Origin of the sequence: Vibrio sinaloensis DSM 21326 (genome assembly GCF_000189275.1) — a bacterium.
Classification (GTDB): domain Bacteria; phylum Pseudomonadota; class Gammaproteobacteria; order Enterobacterales; family Vibrionaceae; genus Vibrio; species Vibrio sinaloensis.
In genome coordinates this window covers 1-19,206 of sequence record NZ_AEVT01000072.1, presented here as the reverse complement: position 1 = coordinate 19,206, position 19,206 = coordinate 1, and the positions used below count along the sequence as shown (strand labels likewise).

General features: G+C 46.4%; 17 protein-coding genes. 6 read left to right on the top strand and 11 right to left on the bottom strand.

The features are described 5' to 3' along the window. Window positions 1–54: 54 nt before the first annotated feature. The 4 genes from gpsA to epmA all read right to left on the bottom strand — a co-directional run bounded on the left by gpsA (window position 55) and on the right by epmA (window position 3,431). Window positions 55–1,089 (bottom strand): NAD(P)H-dependent glycerol-3-phosphate dehydrogenase, encoded by a 1,035-nt coding sequence (gene gpsA / locus RH45_RS12615; RefSeq protein WP_008077723.1) that lies wholly within the window; start codon window positions 1,087–1,089, stop codon window positions 55–57. 162 nt (window positions 1,090–1,251) lie between these two features. Further along, window positions 1,252–1,719 (bottom strand): protein-export chaperone SecB, encoded by a 468-nt coding sequence (gene secB, locus RH45_RS12610; protein ID WP_008077721.1) that lies wholly within the window; start codon window positions 1,717–1,719, stop codon window positions 1,252–1,254. A gap of 158 nt (window positions 1,720–1,877) precedes the next feature. Further along, window positions 1,878–2,312 (bottom strand): rhodanese-like domain-containing protein, encoded by a 435-nt coding sequence (locus RH45_RS12605; protein ID WP_008077720.1) that lies wholly within the window; start codon window positions 2,310–2,312, stop codon window positions 1,878–1,880. Between the two features lie 147 nt (window positions 2,313–2,459). After that, window positions 2,460–3,431 carry an elongation factor P--(R)-beta-lysine ligase gene (epmA, locus tag RH45_RS12600; RefSeq protein ID WP_008077719.1) on the bottom strand — a complete coding sequence of 324 codons (972 nt, stop codon included), beginning with the start codon at window positions 3,429–3,431 and terminating at the stop codon, window positions 2,460–2,462. A gap of 435 nt (window positions 3,432–3,866) precedes the next feature. Here epmA and frdA point away from each other — a divergent pair, with 435 nt between their 5' ends. From frdA to frdD, 4 genes are read left to right on the top strand one after another with little or no spacing between them, the layout of a single operon-like run. After that, window positions 3,867–5,684 (top strand): fumarate reductase (quinol) flavoprotein subunit, encoded by a 1,818-nt coding sequence (frdA, locus tag RH45_RS12595; RefSeq protein ID WP_008077713.1) that lies wholly within the window; start codon window positions 3,867–3,869, stop codon window positions 5,682–5,684. Continuing rightward, a complete protein-coding gene (locus RH45_RS12590) occupies window positions 5,684–6,448 on the top strand; it encodes a succinate dehydrogenase/fumarate reductase iron-sulfur subunit (RefSeq protein WP_008077711.1) in 765 nt (254 codons plus the stop codon). Before frdA ends, RH45_RS12590 begins: the two co-directional genes overlap by 1 nt. Before the next feature lies 1 nt (window position 6,449). After that, on the top strand, window positions 6,450–6,833 hold the full coding sequence (gene frdC, locus RH45_RS12585; protein ID WP_008077710.1) for a fumarate reductase subunit FrdC: 384 nt from the start codon (window positions 6,450–6,452) through the stop codon (window positions 6,831–6,833). 12 nt (window positions 6,834–6,845) lie between these two features. Next, window positions 6,846–7,223, top strand: a complete 378-nt coding sequence (frdD, locus tag RH45_RS12580; protein ID WP_008077709.1) for a fumarate reductase subunit FrdD — start codon at window positions 6,846–6,848, stop codon at window positions 7,221–7,223. A 96-nt stretch (window positions 7,224–7,319) separates the two neighbouring features. Here frdD and RH45_RS12575 read toward each other — a convergent pair whose 3' ends face one another. The 7 genes from RH45_RS12575 to priA all read right to left on the bottom strand — a co-directional run bounded on the left by RH45_RS12575 (window position 7,320) and on the right by priA (window position 17,125). Further along, entirely contained in the window at window positions 7,320–8,723 is a 1,404-nt protein-coding gene (locus tag RH45_RS12575) for an SPFH domain-containing protein (protein ID WP_008077708.1), read from the bottom strand. 224 nt (window positions 8,724–8,947) lie between these two features. Then, window positions 8,948–10,561, bottom strand: coding sequence for a BCCT family transporter (locus tag RH45_RS12570; protein WP_008077707.1), 1,614 nt, complete (start codon window positions 10,559–10,561; stop codon window positions 8,948–8,950). A 279-nt stretch (window positions 10,562–10,840) separates the two neighbouring features. Then, window positions 10,841–12,175, bottom strand: a complete 1,335-nt coding sequence (gene hslU, locus RH45_RS12565; protein WP_008077706.1) for an HslU--HslV peptidase ATPase subunit — start codon at window positions 12,173–12,175, stop codon at window positions 10,841–10,843. Window positions 12,176–12,226: 51 nt separating this feature from the next. Continuing rightward, window positions 12,227–12,769 (bottom strand): ATP-dependent protease subunit HslV, encoded by a 543-nt coding sequence (gene hslV, locus RH45_RS12560; protein ID WP_008077705.1) that lies wholly within the window; start codon window positions 12,767–12,769, stop codon window positions 12,227–12,229. A 125-nt stretch (window positions 12,770–12,894) separates the two neighbouring features. Next, the gene (locus RH45_RS12555; RefSeq protein ID WP_008077703.1) at window positions 12,895–13,446 is read right to left on the bottom strand and encodes an SPOR domain-containing protein; all 552 of its coding nucleotides are present in this window, start codon (window positions 13,444–13,446) and stop codon (window positions 12,895–12,897) included. A 117-nt stretch (window positions 13,447–13,563) separates the two neighbouring features. Then, window positions 13,564–14,571 (bottom strand): DNA-binding transcriptional regulator CytR, encoded by a 1,008-nt coding sequence (gene cytR / locus RH45_RS12550; RefSeq protein WP_008077701.1) that lies wholly within the window; start codon window positions 14,569–14,571, stop codon window positions 13,564–13,566. A gap of 352 nt (window positions 14,572–14,923) precedes the next feature. Continuing rightward, complete coding sequence (gene priA, locus RH45_RS12545) at window positions 14,924–17,125, bottom strand: primosomal protein N' (RefSeq protein ID WP_008077699.1); 2,202 nt, start codon at window positions 17,123–17,125, stop codon at window positions 14,924–14,926. Between the two features lie 288 nt (window positions 17,126–17,413). Here priA and rpmE point away from each other — a divergent pair, with 288 nt between their 5' ends. Further along, window positions 17,414–17,632, top strand: a complete 219-nt coding sequence (gene rpmE, locus RH45_RS12540; RefSeq protein ID WP_006963341.1) for a 50S ribosomal protein L31 — start codon at window positions 17,414–17,416, stop codon at window positions 17,630–17,632. A 269-nt stretch (window positions 17,633–17,901) separates the two neighbouring features. Continuing rightward, a complete protein-coding gene (locus tag RH45_RS12535) occupies window positions 17,902–19,179 on the top strand; it encodes a malic enzyme-like NAD(P)-binding protein (RefSeq protein WP_008077695.1) in 1,278 nt (425 codons plus the stop codon). Window positions 19,180–19,206: the final 27 nt, after the last annotated feature.

The following is a 19,206-nucleotide window of genomic DNA, read 5'->3' as shown; positions in this document are numbered from 1 at the left end:
TAGTACCCAATCCTTGCTTCTAGATACAGTATTACTTTTTTATACCGTAGCGATTTATACTTCGGCTTTCTTATCGCGAGCCAATAGGTCTTTCGCTACCGAGCGCGCATCCTTTCCTTGATACAATACTTGATAAATTTGGTCAACAATTGGCATCTCGACACCGACACGCTCAGCCAGCAAATAGACTTCTTTTGTATTGCGGTATCCTTCCACAACCTGACCAATTTCAGTCTGCGCAGTATCCACATCTTTACCTTGACCTAATGCCAAGCCAAAACGACGGTTTCGCGATTGGTTATCAGTACACGTCAATACAAGGTCGCCAAGCCCTGCCATGCCCATAAAGGTTTCCGGCTGCGCTCCTAACGCGGCGCCTAGACGGCTCATTTCTGCAAGGCCACGAGTGATCAACGCGGTACGCGCATTCGCGCCAAATCCCATGCCGTCAGACATACCTGCGCCAATCGCAATCACGTTTTTCACCGCACCGCCCAACTGCATGCCAATAAAGTCACTGTTGGCATAAACACGAAATGTTTTGCTGCAGTGAATTTTTTCTTGCAGATCGGCCACAAACTCTGCATCAGGTGACGCGACAGAAATCGCAGTCGGCATGCCCATCGCAAGTTCTTTAGCAAACGTCGGACCCGATAAAACCGCCAGCGAGTACCCTTCACCCAAGGCGTCAACCGCGACATCCTTGAGTAAGCGTCCTGTTTCCGGCTCTAGCCCTTTGGTCGCCCAACAAATGCGCGTATCTTCACGTAAGAAAGGTTTCACGTTATTCAACACAACGCCAAACACATGACTTGGAACCACAACCAATAAATCGCGGCTCGCCTGAACCGCTTTCTCTAGATCCGACTCAACAATTAATGAATCAGGAAATTCGATATCGGGTAGAAATTCGTGGTTTGCACGATCTTTATCTAATCGCGCCATATGCTCAGGCTCATGGCCCCAGATCACAACATTCGCGCCATTACGCGCAAGAGAGATAGCCAGAGAAGTACCGTATGAGCCGGCACCCAGTACTGTCATCGAGATCTCTTTGCCGTAAGCATTGTTTGCCTTTTTATCTGTCATTGTTCCGCCTGATTGTCGTTTAAGTGACTAGAATTCAGTTGTAAATACCCATCGAGGATACTGACAGCTAAACTCGAACCCAGTTGAAATAAAAAATGCACAGTGCATCAAGACGAGGATGCTCTGTGCATTTCATTACCGCTCTGAAACAGAGTCAGTGAATTAAGCTTCTGCTTGGCCTTCAGCCTGAGCTTGTTGCTGTAGGTAGTTCATAAACAGAGCATCAAAGTTTACTGGCGCTAGGTTTAGTTGTGGGAACGTACCTTTAACAACTAGGCTTGAGATAGTTTCACGTGCGTAAGGGAATAGGATGTTCGGGCAGAATGCACCTAAACAGTGTGCAAGCTGACCAGCTTCCATTTTCTCTGCTGTAAAGATACCGCCTTGTTGAACTTCACATAGGAATGCGGTTTCTTCAGCATTCTTAACCGTTACTGTTAGGCGAAGAATGACTTCGTACACACCTTCTGCTAGCTCACGGCTTTGCGTATCTAGGTCCAGTTTCACATCTGGGTTCCACTCTTTTTGGAACATGTCTGGTGAGTTTGGCGCTTCAAAAGAAACGTCTTTTAGGAAGATACGTTGAATTGCGAAGTTTTGAGCTTCTTGTTGTGGTGCTGCTTCAGCCATTTTAAAAATCCTTTAATCCTTGATTGATAAGTCTGTTTCGAGACTAACCGAGAGCGCTTGTTCTGACTAGGAATCCACACAAAAGCGTGGAAGTCTTCACATCTCTCAGTGTTAAACGCTGACTTTTCAATCAGCGTTCCAAGTATGAGTCGCCTGAATTACTTCTTACCTTTCACTAATGGAAGGTTCGCTTCATTCCAAGCAATCAGACCGTTTTTAAGCAAGTTTACTTTTTCAAAACCTGCTTTCGCTAGAAGGTTCGCACTCTCTTGCGCTGTCTGACCTGTTTTGCATACTACGATAATTGGGTCAGATTTACGGTTTTCAAGGCTACCGAAGTTACCCGCTTTAATATCTGACGGCAAAATGTGAACTGCATCGGTAATATGACCTTTACGGAACTCATCTTGAGTACGGATATCAACAACCACACCATTCTCGCGGTTCATTAATGTGGTGACTTCATTAGCGGTAATTTCTTTGTAAGCTGCCGTAGCAGACTTAACGATGTTCATGATAAGGGCGACGAGAAGACCGACCCATACCAGCGATAGAATCATGTTCTCTTGAAAAAATGCGATGTACTCTTGCATGTCCTGTGCTCTTTGATAATAGAGCTGCTGCTTCAGTTAAGAAGGCTTTGGCAGCTCTAGACTAAAAATTCAGATTGGGAGTATAGCGAGGATACCGGGCCTAGGCGAGTCAAATGCTCTCAGAATAGGAATCTGTTGCACAAATCGCTAAGCGCGTGGGAATGGAAACGCGGTGACTTGATCGATATGATCACATCCGATCGCCAACATAATCAGCCGATCGATACCTAAAGCGACACCAGCACACTCCGGCAGGCCTGATTCTAAAGCTGCGATCAAGTGATGATCGATAGGCTGAGGATCTAAGCCCATTTCAATACGCTTACTATTATCTTGTTGAAAACGTTTCAGTTGCTCATTAGCATCGTCCAATTCATGGAAACCATTAGCAAGCTCAATCCCCTTAAAGTAAACCTCAAATCGGTCAGCAACACGATCATCTTCGAGGTTAATTTTAGCGAGTGCCGCTTGAGAGGCAGGAAAATCGTAGACAAACGCTGGAACTTGTTGACCAATTTTGCTTTCAACACCAATGCTAAACAGAAGCTGCAATAGTGTGTCTCGATCTTGCTCTGGTTCAGCGATATCACTTAACCCCAGCCTACTCGCAACCAATTTGAGTTCCGTCATCGTTGCTTCAAGCGGACATACGCCTAGCACGTTGATAAACGCTTGTTGATAAGTCATCCGCTCAGCATCACCACAAGCGAGAACTAACTGAAGCAACTTATCCATCTCATCCATCAAATTATGATGAGTGAATCCAACTCGATACCACTCAAGCATGGTAAATTCTGGGTTGTGATAGCGGCCATTCTCTTCATTACGAAATGCTTTATTGATCTGATAGATACAGCCACTTCCCGCCGCAAGTAAGCGCTTCATATGAAACTCAGGACTGGTCATAAAATAGAGCTTACTACCGTCAGCATACCCCGGCCCAACAAACTCAGTTTGGAAAGTATGTAAGTGAATGTCTGTTACCGTGGCGTGACTCATCGCCGGAGTATCCACCTCCAATACATCACGCTCTGCAAAGAAATGACGAATTTGATTGATAAGCTTCGCTCGTTGTCGAAGTTGTAAAATCGATGCGGTTGGTTGCCAATCAGTATGCATAGTTAGTTCTCACCCAATTCAAGTGCAGCGAAAGTACCAAGTTTGCCGCTTTTTGCCCAGAGATTGTTACCTTCGTTGTATCGTCGAGCATCTCCCATCCTAGCGCTTTCAATACTCATTGATGAAGCAAGCATTTGTCGTATTACAAAGCAAAAAAACGTCAAGACAAAGCCATTTATTGACCGATCTAATGGCATGCAACAGCCCCTTAACAAGTCAGGCTAACAGCCTTATTAAGTAAAACCTCCGCTGCCGTGATTGCAGTCACATAACCTATAATTTTTATGCCCTTATATGCATTACCGGAGCAAAAACCTAAATACATCAATTTTTCTCCAAAACAGCTCTTCTACACTAGCCCTACCACTTTTGGGGAATTACCCCATGTAATTATAACAAGCGGAACACTCCGCAATTTCACACTGGAGGATAACTGTGCAAATTATCACCACAGATATCGCAGTGATCGGCGCAGGCGGCGCTGGTCTTCGCACTGCTATTGCAGCAGCTGAAGCAAACCCTGACTTAGAAGTAGCACTTATTTCGAAAGTTTACCCGATGCGCTCCCATACGGTTGCTGCAGAAGGTGGCTCAGCCGCAGTTATCAAGGATGAAGATAGCCTAGACAACCACTTCAACGATACCGTTGGCGGTGGCGACTGGCTTTGTGAACAGGATGTCGTTGAGTACTTCGTAGAGAACGCTACTCGTGAAATGATTCAAATGGAACAGTGGGGATGCCCATGGAGCCGTAAAGAAAACGGAGAAGTTAACGTTCGTCGCTTTGGCGGAATGAAGGTTGAACGTACCTGGTTTGCGGCGGATAAAACTGGCTTCCATATGCTTCACACCCTATTCCAGACATCAATGAAGTACGACAACATCAAGCGTTTTGATGAGTACTTTGTGGTCGATCTCCTTGTAGACGAAGGTGAAGTCCAAGGTTTGATCGCCATTCACATGTCCGAAGGTGAATTAGTTACCATCAAAGCAAAATCCGTTGTACTAGCAACCGGTGGCGCAGGTCGTGTTTACCACTGTAACACTAACGGTGGTATCGTAACGGGCGACGGCATGGCGATGGCTTACCGTCACGGCGTTCCTCTACGTGATATGGAGTTCGTTCAATACCACCCAACAGGTCTACCGGGAACCGGTATCCTGATGACCGAAGGTTGTCGTGGTGAAGGCGGTATTATCGTCAACAAGAATGGCTACCGTTACCTACAAGATTACGGCATGGGTCCAGAAACTCCAGTTGGCCAGCCAAAGAACAAATACATGGAACTGGGTCCGCGTGACAAAGTTTCACAAGCTTTCTGGCACGAGCAGCAGAAAGGCAACACCATCAAGCACCCTCTTGGTGACGTGGTGCATCTAGACCTTCGCCACCTTGGTGAAGAGTACCTACAAGAGCGTCTACCGTTCATCTGTGAGCTAGCGAAAGCGTACGTGAACGTTGACCCAGCCAAAGAGCCAATTCCAATTCGTCCTACTGTTCACTACACCATGGGTGGTATTGAAACCAACGGCGAATGTGAAACTCGCATTAAAGGTCTATTCGCGGTCGGTGAGTGTGCGTCTGTTGGCCTTCACGGTGCGAACCGTCTAGGTTCGAACTCACTGGCCGAGTTCGTGGTATTTGGCCGAGTGGCGGGCGAACAAGCCGTGAAACGCGCGGCAGAATTCAAAGGCTGGAACGAAGAGTCAATTGCAGCTCAAGTTAAAGCCGTGGAAGAACGCATTGCCGCACTAATGAACCAAGAAGGCGATGAAAACTGGGCGGATATTCGCACTGAAATGGGTCACACCATGGAAGCGGGTTGTGGTATCTACCGCCAAGAAGACCTGATGCAAGCAACGATCGATAAGATCACTGAGCTAAAAGCACGTTACAAGAAAATCAGCATCAAAGACAAAGGCAAAGTGTTCAACACTGACCTTCTTTACGCTATCGAAGTGGGTTACGGCCTCGAAGTGGCTGAAGCTATGGTTCACTCTGCGATTCTACGTAAAGAGTCTCGTGGTGCACACCAACGTCTTGACGACAACTGTACTGAGCGTGATGATGAAAACTTCCTCAAGCACTCTCTCGCCTTCTTCCAAGAAGATGCGGCACCAACTATCGACTACAGCAAGGTGACCATCACTAAGTCACAACCAAAAGCTCGTCTATACGGTGAAGCAGCAGAGAAAGCAGCAGCCGAAGAAGCGGCGAAAGCGGCAGAGAAGAAAGCAGAGGAGCAAGCGTAATGTCAGCCAATCGCATCCAAAAAGTAGAGATTCTGCGTTATGACCCAGAGAAAGACGCAGAACCGCATTTTCAGACCTTTGAAGTCCCCTTTGATGAAACCATGTCAACACTTGATGCCCTTGGCTACATCAAAGACAACCTAGACAAAGACCTTTCTTACCGTTGGTCTTGTCGTATGGCGATCTGTGGTTCGTGCGGCATCATGGTTAATGGCGTACCTAAGCTTGCTTGTAAGAGCTTCCTACGTGATTACCCAAATGGCGTGAAGATCGAGCCTTTAGCAAACTTCCCAATCGAGAAAGATTTGATTGTTGATATGACGCCGTTTATCGAGCGCCTAGAAGCAATCAAGCCTTACATCATTGGTAACGACCGTAAGCCTGAAGATGGCGCGAATTTGCAGACACCAGAACAGATGGCGAAGTACAAACAGTTTGCTGGTTGTATCAACTGTGGTCTGTGTTACGCAGCGTGTCCTCAGTTCGGCTTGAACCCTGAGTTTATCGGCCCTGCTGCTTTGACACTGGCTCACCGCTACAACTTAGATAGCCGTGATAACGGTAAATCTGAGCGTATGGCATTGATCAATGGTGAAAATGGCGCTTGGGGTTGTACGTTTGTCGGTTACTGTTCTGATGTATGTCCGAAGAACGTAGACCCAGCCGCTGCGGTAAACCAAGGTAAAGTTGAGTCTTCAATGGACTTCGTTATCTCTATGTTCAAGCCTGATGGCACCCCAACGAAAACAGCAGAGGAGGCGTAAGATGAGTAACCGTAAACCTTACGTTCGTGAAGTTAAACGTACTTGGTGGAAGAACCACCCGTTTTACCGCTTCTACATGCTGCGTGAAGCAACGGTACTGCCACTGATCCTATTCACTCTATTCCTAACTTTCGGTTTAGGTTCTTTAGTGAAAGGCCCAGAAGCTTGGCAGACTTGGTTAGGCTTTATGGCCAACCCAGTTGTGATTGCGATTAACATCGTTGCACTCGCAGGTAGCCTGCTGCATGCGCAAACTTTCTTCAGCATGATGCCGCAAGTAATGCCAATACGTCTGAAAGGCAAGCCTGTTGATAAGCGAGTTATCGTTTTGACCCAATGGGCCGCAGTCGCATTTATCTCACTCATTGTACTTGTTGTGGTGTAAGGAGCTTTAACAATGAAACCGAATTACTCTGTAGATAGAGCACCGAAACGTTCTGATGAGCCAATCTGGTGGGGTCTATTTGGCGCAGGCGGCACTTGGTTTGCGATGATTACTCCTGTCACTATTTTAGTGCTTGGCGTGCTTGCGCCACTGGGTGTGATTGATACAGAAGCACTCAGCTATGAGCGTGTTTCTGAGTTTGCCACCAGCATTATTGGTGCACTGTTTATCATCGGTACACTAGCGCTGCCAATGTGGCATGCAATGCACCGTGTTCATCATGGTATGCATGATCTTAAATTCCATACGGGTGTGGTTGGCAAAGTAGCATGTTATGCCTTTGCCGGTTTAATCTCTGCATTAGCCGTTATCTTCATCTTTATGATTTAAGACTTGAAAATAGAAAAAGCTGGCACTTTGCCAGCTTTTTTAGTTTTGGGTTAGCCATGATCTTTTTGCTTATCAAGCTTTAGAGCACCCATGTTCTTATTGCTGTGTAACCTTCTTGGTTTGATCCATTAAACCTAATGCCCCAAATCCAGTGATCACATCAAGATTGGTTTTCAGGCCCGTGTCGTCACCACCTCCGATGTAGTTTTGCGGCATCTGCACTTGGAAGTTTTGCAGGTTGTTGTATAGCGAATTCGCCACGTCTCGATTCAATTCTGCCAAGTACACTTCTCGGTTAGCCCCCAGTGCCGCGTACTTCTCTTTCAAGACTTCGGCTTCTGCTCGACCCTTTTCTAAAATCGCTTTTGCTTCAAATTCTGCCGATAAAGCGTTCGCTTTTTGAATCGCTAAGTTGGCTTCCGCAATCGCCAGCTCTTTCTCTTTTTCGACTTCCGCTAAGCGCTTGGTCTTCTCTACTTCGACAATTTCTCGCTCCGCTATCTGACGGGCAACTTCAACCTCTTTTTGCTGAGAAATGATCGCCAACTCTTTTTGACGTTGTGCATCTTGAACTTCACGCGTACGTTGAATTTCTTTACGTAGTTGCTCCGTCTCTGCTTGTGCCTTAGACGTTTCTTGCTCCTGAATCGCACGAATCCGATCGGCGACTAAGCGCTTCTTATCTGCCAACAACTGATCAAGCTGCTTCTCGGGTTGCGGATCGCCTATCGTCACCTGAGTCACTTGAATCCCATATTGCTGTAGCGGGTTATCTTGACGAATAGGTTGACCACTCGCATCAACCACAGGTACGGTTTTCCATACCAATTGGTTGGTACGTTGTAGCTGGTTTGCATTCGCTTGATCAACGCCAACGGGAGCAAGATCTAACTCTTCAACCTCTACCTGACGACGCTCTGTGGTGTAGATACCATCACGTAACTGGTCACCCAACTTGGATTTGAACTGATTCAAACCACCTTGGAAGAATTCTTCACCGGTATATTGAGTCGCCGTAATCACGGTGACGTTTCGGGCATTCTTCACCAACAACGCATCAATCAAATTACTGTTATTACGAAACTCTCGATGCATCTTTTTGACCGCTTCGGGATCATTGCTGAGTTTAAAGCGGAAGGTTACCGGGATCTGGCCGATATAAGTATCCGCAAAACGTACTTGAACAGGATCGAGTCGCTGATAAAAGTCCTCGCCTTTGCTGTTACCAAAAGAGACCGTTATGACTTGGTCATACTGAGTAATCTTAGATAGAAACGGCATTCGGAAGTGAATGCCTGGCTCAGTAAACACATCCAACTCACCGGTGATGTTATTCTGATGGACATAGCTGTAGCCCGCATCCGTCATCAGCACCGAGCTATTTATCGTTAAACCAAGAGCTAACAGAGGTACGCCAAAAATAGCGACTTTTATTCCTTTGTGTAGCATCTGACGTCGTTGTTCAACCTTTGAGCTTTGTCCTAAGCTTAAATCGTTCATTATTATTCTCCTTTGTGTTGTTTGAGTGGCTCAAAACCAATGAAAACAGACTGTTACAGAGCGCCTCACCAACAGATGTAAATGTAACAAAACATTTAACTTAGGAATAATCGAAAGATTCACAAAATAAGCATAATTTTTCCGAAATATATAAAGTTCTTATCGATGCATCACGCATACAAAAAAGCCGACCATTAGGTCGGCTTTTTCTCAATAGCACATACTTAATTCATACTTTCGCGCACAATGCCTTGCTGCCTAGCCATTAAACCAGCGAACTTAGGCGCGCTCCATAAGGAAGGTAAAATGATCAACGAGGCCGGTACTGCAGTGATCACAATAAAGGATTGCAGCGCAGAGATGCCACCTTCTCCGATTGAAATCAGAACGATCGCGATGGCGCCCATTACAATGCCCCAAAAGCAACGAATCACCGCATTAGGTTGACTCTCTCCAGTCATCACGACTGAAATGGTGTATGTCATTGAATCACCAGTGGTTACAATGAAGGTCGTGGTCAAAATTAGAAATAGTATTGAGATCAACAAGGGAAATGGCAGTTGTTGAGTCATAGCGAGCAACGCTCCAGGAAGATTAAAGCCTTCAAATCCAGCTTGCACACTACCTGGATTCGCCAGTTCAAACGCAAGACCAGAGCCACCGACAATACTAAACCAAAAGCAGGTAATCAGGGGTGCCGTCACACTGATCGCTAAGATTAACTGACGTATGGTTCTACCGCGCGAAATTCGAGCGATAAAAATCGCCATCATAGGGGCATAACCAATAAACCAACCCCAAAAAAAGACTGTCCACCAGCTTAGCCAATTCTCATCACCACGATAAAGCGCCATTGGAATAAAGTTATCCAACATGCGCCCAACACCTTGAATATAACCGTCAATCACGAATCGAGTCGGTCCTGCAATCAGGATGAAGAGCACCAAAGCGAGCGATAAAACGATGTTGTAGCGACTCACAATTTGGATCCCTTTACTCAATCCGCTCAACGCAGACAAAGTATAAATCGCCATTGCACCTAGAATCACTAAAGTCTGGGTGAGTAAAGTGTCAGGGATAGCAAACAAGGCATGCAGAGCATAACTAATTTGTAAACCAAGGAAACCGATTGGTCCGATTGTGCCTGCTGCAACAGCGATAATGCTTAGTCCATCCGTGAGATTGCCTATCCAGCCATGCATCGCTTTCTCGCCTAAAGCAGGATACAGCAGAGTACGCGGCTTTAACGGTAACCCTTTTTCATAATGCAGATACATCAAGACAATTGAAGATAAAGCGCCGAGAATTGCCCAAGCGAGAAAGCCCCAGTGGGTAAACGACTGCGCAAGTGCATTGATTGCCATTTCACGCGGCTCATCTTGACCATAAAGTGGTGGTGCAGACACATAATGAGCAATCGGCTCGGCGGCAGCCCAAAAGACACCACCACCGGCGAGCAACGTACACAGTAATATCGACAGCCATTTGAAGGTACTCATTTCTGGTGCCGCAACTCCGCCTAGTCGTACGTAACCTGTTTGACCAAGTGCTAAGTACAACGCCATCACAAAGTTAACGAGTAGAAGAATCTGCCAGTAGCCACCAAAATACTGGGTCGCGTAAATAAAACCACTGTTGACAAGTTCACTGAGCCTATCTGTGCTAATAAACGCAAGCAGGACGAACAAAGACAGGAAACTGCCACTGATCCAAAAAACAGGGTTAGAAAGTTGAAGTTGGGAACTTAGGGATTTCGCCGTTGTAATGTTAACGGTAGACGTCGAAGTATCGACATTAGAAATGCAGGGGTCTCCTGCCGCCAAACTGGCTCTAGACATTAGAGTCTCGCTTTTGCTGGCCCGATAATCGGGTTAGGCGTATTTACCTCTCAAACCACGCAGGAGTGTGAGGACGATCATAAAAGCGCGCCATCATACAGATAAAAATCTTTGTTGCACACCGTTATCCCGATGTTTTTCTGTACAGGATATTGGGTTAAAGCGAGTGCAATCGCTTGCTATTCAGATCAAAGATTAGAAACACACCACAAAACAACCGATTAACGACCAACAAAAAAGCTCGCTCAAAGTGAGCGAGCTTTTTAAAGTAACGCTGGGTTACAGAATGAATCGACTTAGATCTTCATCTTCGATCGTATCACCCAGTTTGGCTTTGACATACGCTGCATCTATTGTCAGCTTAGAGCCCGACTTATCCGTAGCTTCGAATGAAATCTCGTCCATCAAGCGCTCCATGACAGTATGCAGACGACGTGCACCAATGTTTTCTGTCGTTTCGTTTACCGTCCACGCCGCTTCTGCAATTTGCGTGATGCCCTCTTCGGTGAACTCGATATCAACGTCTTCTGTCTTCATCAACGCCACGTACTGCTCTGTCAGAGAGGCTTTAGGCTCAGTCAGAATGCGTTTGAAATCGTGGCTTGATAACGCTTCTAACTCGACACGAATTGGTAAACGACCTTGTAACTCTGGGATTAGATCCGATGGTTTAGCCACTTGGAATGCACCAGACGCCACAAATAGGATGTGGTCAGTTTTCACCATGCCGTGCTTAGTTGATACTGTGCTACCTTCAATCAGAGGGAGAAGATCTCGTTGAACACCTTCACGTGATACGTCAGGACCTGAGCTTTCACCGCGCTTACAAATCTTGTCGATTTCATCGATGAATACGATGCCGTTGTTTTCAACGTTGAAGATAGCCTGCTCTTTTAGCTCTTCTTGGTTAACCAGTTTCGCTGCTTCTTCTTCAGTCAATGCCTTGAACGCATCTTTAATTTTCAGCTTACGTTTCTTCTTGGTATCACCGGCAAGATTCTGGAACATGCCTTGCAGCTGGTTCGTCATCTCTTCCATACCTGGAGGAGCCATGATCTCTACCCCCATCTGCGGCGCAGCAACATCAATTTCAATCTCTTTATCGTCTAACTTGCCTTCACGTAACTTCTTACGGAAGATTTGACGTGTGTTTGAAGACGTTTCATCTTGCTGTTCGTTTTGACCCCAAGCATCACGCGCAGGAGGAAGTAGCGCATCCAGAATACGTTCTTCTGCCTGCTCTTCTGCGCGGAATTTTACTTTTTCCATCGCTTGCTGATGAGTCATCTTAATCGCAACGTCAGTTAGGTCACGGATAATAGTTTCCACTTCCTTACCTACGTAGCCCACCTCAGTAAACTTAGTCGCTTCTACCTTGATGAAAGGCGCATTGGCTAGCTTAGCAAGACGGCGAGCAATTTCAGTTTTACCCACACCCGTTGGACCAATCATTAGAATGTTCTTTGGCGTGACTTCAACACGCAAGCTTTCGTCAAGCTGCATACGGCGCCAGCGGTTACGTAGCGCGATCGCCACTGAACGCTTTGCATTTTCTTGGCCAATGATGTGGCGGTTAAGTTCATGAACAATTTCGCGAGGTGTCATTTCAGACATAATCAGTTTCCTTAAATTCTGTTAGCACTATCTTTATTTATTCAGCGGTCATTACTCGGCTGGAGTAGCTGGAATTTCTAGTTCTTCGATAGTGTGGTGATGGTTAGTGAACACACAGATATCACCAGCAATTTTGAGTGACTTTTCTGCAATATCACGTGCATCTAATTCAGTGTTTTCAAGTAGTGCCGTTGCCGCAGCTTGAGCAAAGTTGCCGCCTGAGCCAATCGCAATAAGATCGTTTTCAGGCTGAACAACATCACCATTACCTGTGATGATCAATGATGCCGTTTCATCCGCGACAGCCAATAATGCTTCAAGCTTGCGCAGGGCACGATCACTTCGCCAATCTTTAGCCAGTTCCACCGCTGCTTTAGTTAGGTGGCCTTGATGCATTTGCAGTTTACTTTCAAACTTTTCAAACAGCGTGAAGGCATCAGCCGTACCACCAGCAAAGCCTGCGAGTACTTTGTTGTTGTACAGGCGACGCACTTTGCGCGCATTGCCCTTCATTACTGTGTTACCCAAAGATACTTGTCCATCACCAGCGATGACGACTTTGTTGTTACGACGTACAGATACAATGGTAGTCACGAGTAGGGCCTCATAGTTGTTTTAATCTCAATGTTAGAACTTATATGAGGTTACAGGAGTAGGAATTCAAGGGGGATAATCTTAGCGAGGAGTGTAAAAAAGCGAGCCATTCGGCTCGCCTTTGTTTATTGAGATTCCTTCCAAATCGCACAAGGTTCTATCTTCACTCGTTGAAGCTTATGCTTGTCTCGTTCCGCATCACGCTTAAATTTGTACGGGCCAAGCACCACGCGATACCAGCTGCTTCCTTCTGCCTTGCGAATTTGGCTAGTTAACCCTTGGAAGGCAATATCCAACTTACGCGCTTCCGCTTGCTGCGCATTTTTGTAAGCTCCGCACTGCATGATATATGGAATTTTGGATACCACTTGCTCTTTAGCTTTTACTTCAACCTCACGGCTTGGCAAGCTCTCCACATAGTCCCACTTCTCTTCAGGAGGAGGAGGCAGCACTTCTTTTGGCTTAGGTTTTGGTTTCGGTTTAACCTCCACCACAGGCGTAGGTGGCTCAGGATCATTATTCAAAATGTACAGGCCATAACCAAACATGCCCACCAATAGAATAGCGATTAATCCACTACGCCAAGGTTTTCTGCGCGGGGCTGCCGCTTTCTTACGTGCAGGCTGCTTGCGCCCACCAGTGCCCCGCCCACGTTTTACATAATCTCTGTTTGCCACTGCTGTACATCAATCGTTTGTTACTACTAAGGGTATGTTAAATCAGATTGGCGCGTGATGACAGACCTGAAATGGAAGCGGCGCATCAAAATGCGCCGCTTATCAATCAAAGCTCAATTATATGACACGCGGTGGCGCTGCACTTTCGCGAACGACCAACTCGGTCTCAAGCAAGCGAGAGCCCGCACGAACATCATGACCACGCAGCAACTCCAACATCATCAGCATGGCTTGACGGCCAATCTCATAACGAGGTTGCGAAATCGTAGTCAACGGAGGATCGCAATATTGCGCGAACTGAATATCATCAAACCCAACCACAGATAAGTCTTGCGGAACGCGCAAGCCCAGTTTTTTCGCTTCTTGGATAGCGCCAATAGCCATCGCATCATTATGACAAAAGATCGCCGTTGGCGACTCAGGTAACGCTAACAATTGACGAATCGCTTTCGCTCCTGCCTCAAAGGTAAAGTCACCATACGTACAGTAATTCGGGTTCATGGTAATACCCGCACGACGCAGTGCTTGCTGATAACCTTGATGACGGAACTGACACAACGCGGCAGACTCTGGGCCAGAAATCTGAGCAACACGCTTGTGGCCCATTTGCGTTAGGTAGTTCACTGCTTCAAATGCAGAAGTTAAGTTATCGATATGTACCGTAGGTAGCTCTAACTCTGGAGCAAATTCACACGCCATAACCATGGGCGGTAAATTCTTCTGCTCTGGCTTACTAACATCAAACGGTAAATCGGTACCCAGCAGCAACATCCCGTCTGCTTGCTTGGTAAAGACTAAGTTTACAAATGAGCTTTCACGCTTTTTCTGCTGACCACTGTCGCCGAGCAGAACAATATAACCATGTTCCATGGCCGCATCTTCGATGCCACGAATGATCTCTGTGTAATACGGGTCACAGATATCCGGAATGATAGCAATGATCGTTTTTGACTCATTTCGGCGCAAGTTGCGCGCCAAAGAATTTGGTGAATATCCAGCTTCTAGCACTGCATCTTCAACGCGCTTTCTTGTCGCTGAAGATACTTTTTCCGGATTCATCAACGCTCTGGAAACCGTCGCTGTCGAAACTCCCGCTAGCTGGGCAACATCCTTCATTGTCGCCATAAAATTTTTACCCTCTTCAATTTCCAACTTTGGTAGCGTGGTGCCACCTAAACCGTGCTGAATCACACTTCATTACTTACGGCTGAATGTGTGATAGTGATGAGCTAAAACTCATTCTTATGCGCCATTTGCCTTTAGCAAACGTTTAACTTGTTGTGTTTGAGTACTTGGCGTTAAGTAAACTCTCACCTAGTTTATTCATTTCACAACACAAAGTTACGGGAGATTTAACAAAATGGGCAGTACAAACAAGATCTGGGTCACAAATAAATGAAAAAACTGCAACTCATTAATCTCACGACAACTCTTTTCCGTCATATGACAGAGCATGCATGCTGAGATATGCTGATCATCAACTCAAGTCTTGCGGTTCAATATCTAACGTCCAACGCACCTTTTTCGCACTTGGCAGTAACTGAATAGCGGGTTTGGCACTCGAGAGCAGTTTCTGCATGGTTGGTCGCTGTTGGGTTTGTAGCAATAGCTGCCAACGAAATTTCCCTGCCCGTTTTGCTAAAGGAGCGGGAGTTGGCCCCAGCACCTGGCAACTGTCATCAAACAAGGGGTGAGCTTCTAAGGTATGTCGAACCTGACGTAAAAATTCTTCTACCGTGTCACTGTTATTAGCCTCTGCTCTGAACAGAGTAAGGAATGAATACGGCGGCAACATGGCAAGCTTGCGCTCCTGAAGAGCGGTATCAGCAAAGTGACGATAGCTTTTCGTCAACAGCGCTTGCAACAAACTGTGTTCCGGGTGATGCGTTTGCAAAATGACTTCTCCAGGCTTACTTGCGCGCCCAGCACGACCGGCAACCTGGATAAACAATTGTGCTAATCGCTCTGAGGCCCGAAAGTCACTGCTGTAGAGAGAGCCATCAACATCCAGCAAACCGACTAAGGTGACATCAGGGAAATGATGCCCTTTGGCAAGCATTTGAGTACCAATCAAGATCTGGTATTCCCCATTGCGGATCGCACTCAATGCACTTTCTAAGCTACCTTTGCGGCGGGTACTGTCCCTGTCGATACGAATCGCTTTGTAATCGGGAAACAAATTCGCTAATTGAGTTTCTAGTTGCTCAGTACCCACCCCCACAGTCACTAGATGCGTCGAACCACAACCGTGACATTGATGAATAATAGGTTGCTGAGAGCCACAGTGATGGCAGCGAATTTCATTGCTGTTCTGATGGTAGGTGTAGTAAGCATCGCAGCGTTTGCACTCCGCTATCCAACCACATTCATGGCACATCAAGGCTGGCGAGAAACCGCGTCGATTCAAGAACAACATCACTTGGTTTCCCGCCTGAAGATGGCGGCGCATTTCAGCAATCAACGGAGCAGATAAACCACTTTCTAAATACAACCCTTTGATATCCAACACCTTGTTAGTGGTAGGTGTCGCACTGCCTGCACGCTTCGATAACACTAAGTGGTGATACTTGCCGACTAACGCATTGTGCAAGGTTTCTAAAGCAGGGGTGGCCGACCCCAGAACAATGGGGATCTGCTCTTTGTTCGCACGCATAACCGCGACATCACGAGCGTGATAACGCAGACTGTCTTGCTGCTTGTAGGAGGAGTCATGCTCTTCATCGACGATAATAATGCCAAGATCGTGGAAAGGCGTCAGCAGCGCAGAACGCGTACCAATCACAATGCCAGCCGCATTGTCACGAGCACTAAGCCAAGCGTTAAGTCGTTCGCTGTCATTCAATCCAGAGTGAATGACTTCAACCGGGACATTGAAACGCTTTTTAAAACGATTGATGGTTTGCGGTGTTAAACCTATCTCTGGTACCAAAACCAGTGCTTGTCGTCCTTTTTCTAGCACAGGCTTGATTAAGTTGAGGTAAACTTCGGTCTTACCTGAGCCCGTAACCCCCTCAAGTAAAAAGCAGCCAAACTCAGAGCAGCTGTTTACCGTCGCAATCGCCACGGCCTGCTCCGTATTCAGCTTAGGTTTATCGACATCAGCCTCAACATCAGTGCGCCAGTCTCGAATTACGGGTTTCTTTTCTAGTGACTCAATCCAGCCCTTTTCTGACAAGGTCTTAAGTACACTCGAACTCACTTCTTGATCGACAAATGCTTGATGAGAAACCGCTCCCGATTCAAGCATATGCATCACTTTGGCTTGTTTAACTGCTCGACCAAAGCCCTGCATCAACTGATTTCTCCCCGCTGGCGTTAATTGCCACTCCACCAGCGTTGCAAAATCGGCGGGCTTTCCTTTTCTCAACGATGATGGCATGGCGTTAAGTAATGTATCGCCTAGTGGGTACTGATAAAAAAGGCTACACCACTGCAGTAAAGAGTAGAGTTTGTCTGGCCACACTGGCTGACTATCTAACACTTGTTTAATCGGCTTCAACTTATCTAGGCTAAATTCTGAATGGTTAACCAATGCCGTCACGATACCCACTAAGGTTTGACGACCAAAAGGCACCGAAACTCGACCACCTATTACCGGGAATAAGTGGGCAGGGATCTGGTAATCAAACTGTTTATCGAGTGGAACAGGCAAAGCCACTCGAGCAATTGTTGGTCGCATACAAGCCATTGAGAAATGAGGAAGAAGACACAGCTAGTCTAAGGGAAAAGGACCAAAGTGCAAATACACTCAATAGCCCAAGCTCTCTGCAGCATCCCTTGGCTGCGGCTAAAAAAGTAGCAACTTTCTTAGTAAATTGGTTGATCCTATCAACATGATTCATTACTATATCGCGCCTTAGAGATATGGCTCGCCAAACGGCAGCGGTATCCTAGCAATTTTTTATTCACTACGTGTGGTGTCCGGCTTAGATTCGGATAGCGACACGGCCTATATAGAGGTTATCCCATGAAAGCTGGTATCCACCCAGAATACAAAGCTGTAAAAGCAACTTGTTCTTGCGGCAACTCTTTTGAGTTCAACTCAACTCTAACTAAAGAGTCTATCCACCTAGACGTATGTGACAAATGTCACCCATTCTACACTGGTAAGCAACGTATCGTTGATACTGGCGGCCGTGTTGATCGCTTCAACAAGCGTTTCGGTGCTCTTTCAAGCAAGAAGTAATCACTTCTCTTTGCTCGAATCTAAAAAGGACGCTAAGGCGTCCTTTTTTGTTTTCCCAAACTCAATAGCCATATAAAAAACAAGCCTATATGGTTGATTATTTCTTTATTCGACTTGTTTACCAGCGATCTCTCTATTGATCTGGTCTAATCTCCAGTCATTTCCCACTTTTTATCGTCGTGGGTCGCACTCTGACCTTTGCAGCTTGACTTAGTTACTCTAGAATGGATTTCCCCTTTTCCTATTATTATTAACGAGTACCTACACCTATGTCCGATGACAACCACCAAGAGCTATCCCCAGAAGAACAATTCCGCCAACAAGCGCTTGATTACCATGCCCTCCCTACTGCAGGTAAGATTTCAGTCGAGCTGACAAAGCCGGCAGAAACGGCAAATGATCTTGCTCTAGCCTACAGCCCTGGTGTCGCGGAACCCGTTCGCGAGATTGCCCAAAACCCAGATAATGTCTACAAGTACACATCAAAAGGCAATATGGTCGCTGTCATCTCTAATGGCACAGCAATTCTTGGTCTCGGTAACTTAGGTCCACTGGCTTCTAAGCCAGTGATGGAAGGTAAATCTTTACTCTTTAAGCGTTTTGCGGGACTTGATTCCATCGATATCGAAGTGAAGCATCGCACAATCGAAGAGTTCGTTGATACTGTGGCAAATATTGCCGACACTTTCGGCGGCATCAACTTAGAAGACATCAAAGCACCTGATTGTTTCGAGATTGAGAAGCAGTTGATTGAACGTTGTGATGTCCCTGTATTCCACGATGACCAACATGGTACCGCCATTGTTACTGCTGCTGGCATGCTGAATGCGATTGAACTGCAAGGTAAAAAGCTAGAAGAAGCGACCATTGTTTGTCTTGGTGCTGGTGCTGCTGCTGTCGCATGTATGGAACTGTTGATCAAGTGTGGCGCGATGCGTGAAAAAATCTACATGCTTGACCGCAAAGGTGTGATTCATACTCGTCGTGACGACCTAAACGAATACAAACAGTTATTTGCGAACAACACAGATAAGCGCACTTTGGAAGACGTCATTGAAGGTGCTGACCTATTCCTTGGTGTATCAGGTCCAAACCTGCTACCTGCAGAAGCCCTAAAACTGATGGCAGATAAACCAATCGTATTTGCGTGTTCTAACCCAGATCCAGAGATCAAGCCAGAACTTGCGCACCAAGTACGTGATGACCTAATCATGGGTACAGGCCGTTCGGACTATCCAAACCAAGTCAACAACGTCCTGTGTTTCCCATTCATTTTCCGCGGTGCGCTGGATGTACGCGCCAGTGAAATTAACGATGAGATGAAGTTAGCGGCCGTTGATGCCATCCGTCAATTAGCCAAAGAAGACGTACCAGCGGAAGTGCTTAAAGCCGCGGGTGTCGACAAGCTAGAATTTGGCCCAGGCTACATCATTCCAAAACCAATGGACTCTCGCCTACTTCCACGTGTTGCAAAAGCAGTAGCGCAGGCAGCGGTTGACTCTGGTGTGGCTCGCATCGAAATGCCAGCGGGTTACATGGAAGCCTAACTAGAAGCGAACAACAAAAAAGCCGCT

What these genes read in the sequence shown, in the direction of transcription:
- gpsA (WP_008077723.1), bottom strand. Translation starts at nt 1,089, where the DNA reads ATGACAGATAAAAAGGCAAACAATGCTTACGGCAAAGAGATCTCGATG.
- secB (WP_008077721.1), bottom strand. Translation starts at nt 1,719, where the DNA reads ATGGCTGAAGCAGCACCACAACAAGAAGCTCAAAACTTCGCAATTCAA.
- RH45_RS12605 (WP_008077720.1), bottom strand. Translation starts at nt 2,312, where the DNA reads ATGCAAGAGTACATCGCATTTTTTCAAGAGAACATGATTCTATCGCTG.
- epmA (WP_008077719.1), bottom strand. Translation starts at nt 3,431, where the DNA reads ATGCATACTGATTGGCAACCAACCGCATCGATTTTACAACTTCGACAA.
- RH45_RS12590 (WP_008077711.1), top strand. Translation starts at nt 5,684, where the DNA reads ATGTCAGCCAATCGCATCCAAAAAGTAGAGATTCTGCGTTATGACCCA.
- frdC (WP_008077710.1), top strand. Translation starts at nt 6,450, where the DNA reads ATGAGTAACCGTAAACCTTACGTTCGTGAAGTTAAACGTACTTGGTGG.
- frdD (WP_008077709.1), top strand. Translation starts at nt 6,846, where the DNA reads ATGAAACCGAATTACTCTGTAGATAGAGCACCGAAACGTTCTGATGAG.
- RH45_RS12575 (WP_008077708.1), bottom strand. Translation starts at nt 8,723, where the DNA reads ATGAACGATTTAAGCTTAGGACAAAGCTCAAAGGTTGAACAACGACGT.
- RH45_RS12570 (WP_008077707.1), bottom strand. Translation starts at nt 10,561, where the DNA reads ATGTCTAGAGCCAGTTTGGCGGCAGGAGACCCCTGCATTTCTAATGTC.
- hslU (WP_008077706.1), bottom strand. Translation starts at nt 12,175, where the DNA reads ATGTCTGAAATGACACCTCGCGAAATTGTTCATGAACTTAACCGCCAC.
- cytR (WP_008077701.1), bottom strand. Translation starts at nt 14,571, where the DNA reads ATGGCGACAATGAAGGATGTTGCCCAGCTAGCGGGAGTTTCGACAGCG.
- priA (WP_008077699.1), bottom strand. Translation starts at nt 17,125, where the DNA reads ATGCGACCAACAATTGCTCGAGTGGCTTTGCCTGTTCCACTCGATAAA.
- rpmE (WP_006963341.1), top strand. Translation starts at nt 17,414, where the DNA reads ATGAAAGCTGGTATCCACCCAGAATACAAAGCTGTAAAAGCAACTTGT.
- RH45_RS12535 (WP_008077695.1), top strand. Translation starts at nt 17,902, where the DNA reads ATGTCCGATGACAACCACCAAGAGCTATCCCCAGAAGAACAATTCCGC.